The organism is Microbacterium petrolearium (assembly GCF_054782875.1).
The window spans coordinates 1-615 of record NZ_BAAGRQ010000071.1 but is presented as its reverse complement, the minus strand read 5'-3'; the positions used below and the strand labels follow the sequence as shown (position 1 = coordinate 615).

At 75.9% G+C, this 615-nt stretch carries 2 protein-coding genes; both read left to right on the top strand.

Translation table 11 applies throughout. The features are described 5' to 3' along the window. A partial coding sequence (locus ACYVJ0_RS13660; RefSeq protein ID WP_460818403.1) for a hypothetical protein occupies window positions 1–243 on the top strand: 243 nt, incomplete at its 5' end. 54 nt (window positions 244–297) lie between these two features. Next, window positions 298–615: hypothetical protein (locus tag ACYVJ0_RS13655; protein ID WP_460818401.1), on the top strand; the 318-nt coding region annotated here is incomplete at its 3' end.

Sequence of the window (615 nt, the reverse complement as noted above, 5' to 3'; positions counted from 1 at the left end):
GCCGTGCTGCTGGAGGGGCAGGAGTACGTGGTCGTCCTGCACCGTACGGAGGCGGGGGAGTTCGAGGTGGTCGGTCCCGGGGTGTGGCGGTCGGACACGCTGGGGGCGAGCCTGACGCTGCACACGGCGATGCTGACCTGTGTGCCCGCGGCGATCCCGCACGTCACGACGCCGTGGGAGCTCGAGGTGCTGCTGGGCGAGGCGGGCGACGTCCTGGGCACCAGTGTGATCGGCCGGACCTGACCCGGACGGCGGGTGCGGCCGAGGGGCCGGGGCCCGCTGCGCCAGACTGGGCGCATGACGCGCAGTCTCGTTCTCACCGCTGACGACGCCGGCACGGACCCTGACGCCGACCGTGAGATCGCCGCGCTGCTGGGCGGCTCCCCGCTGACGGCGGTCAGCGTGATCACGGCGTGCCCCGACGGGTCGGAGAACCCCGGTGCGGCGCGCGCCGTGAAGCTCGTCGCCCGGTCGGCCCCCGACGTCGCGCCCGGTGTCCACGTGGTGCTGCCCACGCCCGCACCGCCGGGCGGCTTCGACGACGTCGCGGACCGGGTCGGCGCACAGGTCGACGCCCTGGCGCGGGTCACCACCGCCGTCGGCGCGCGCCCACCC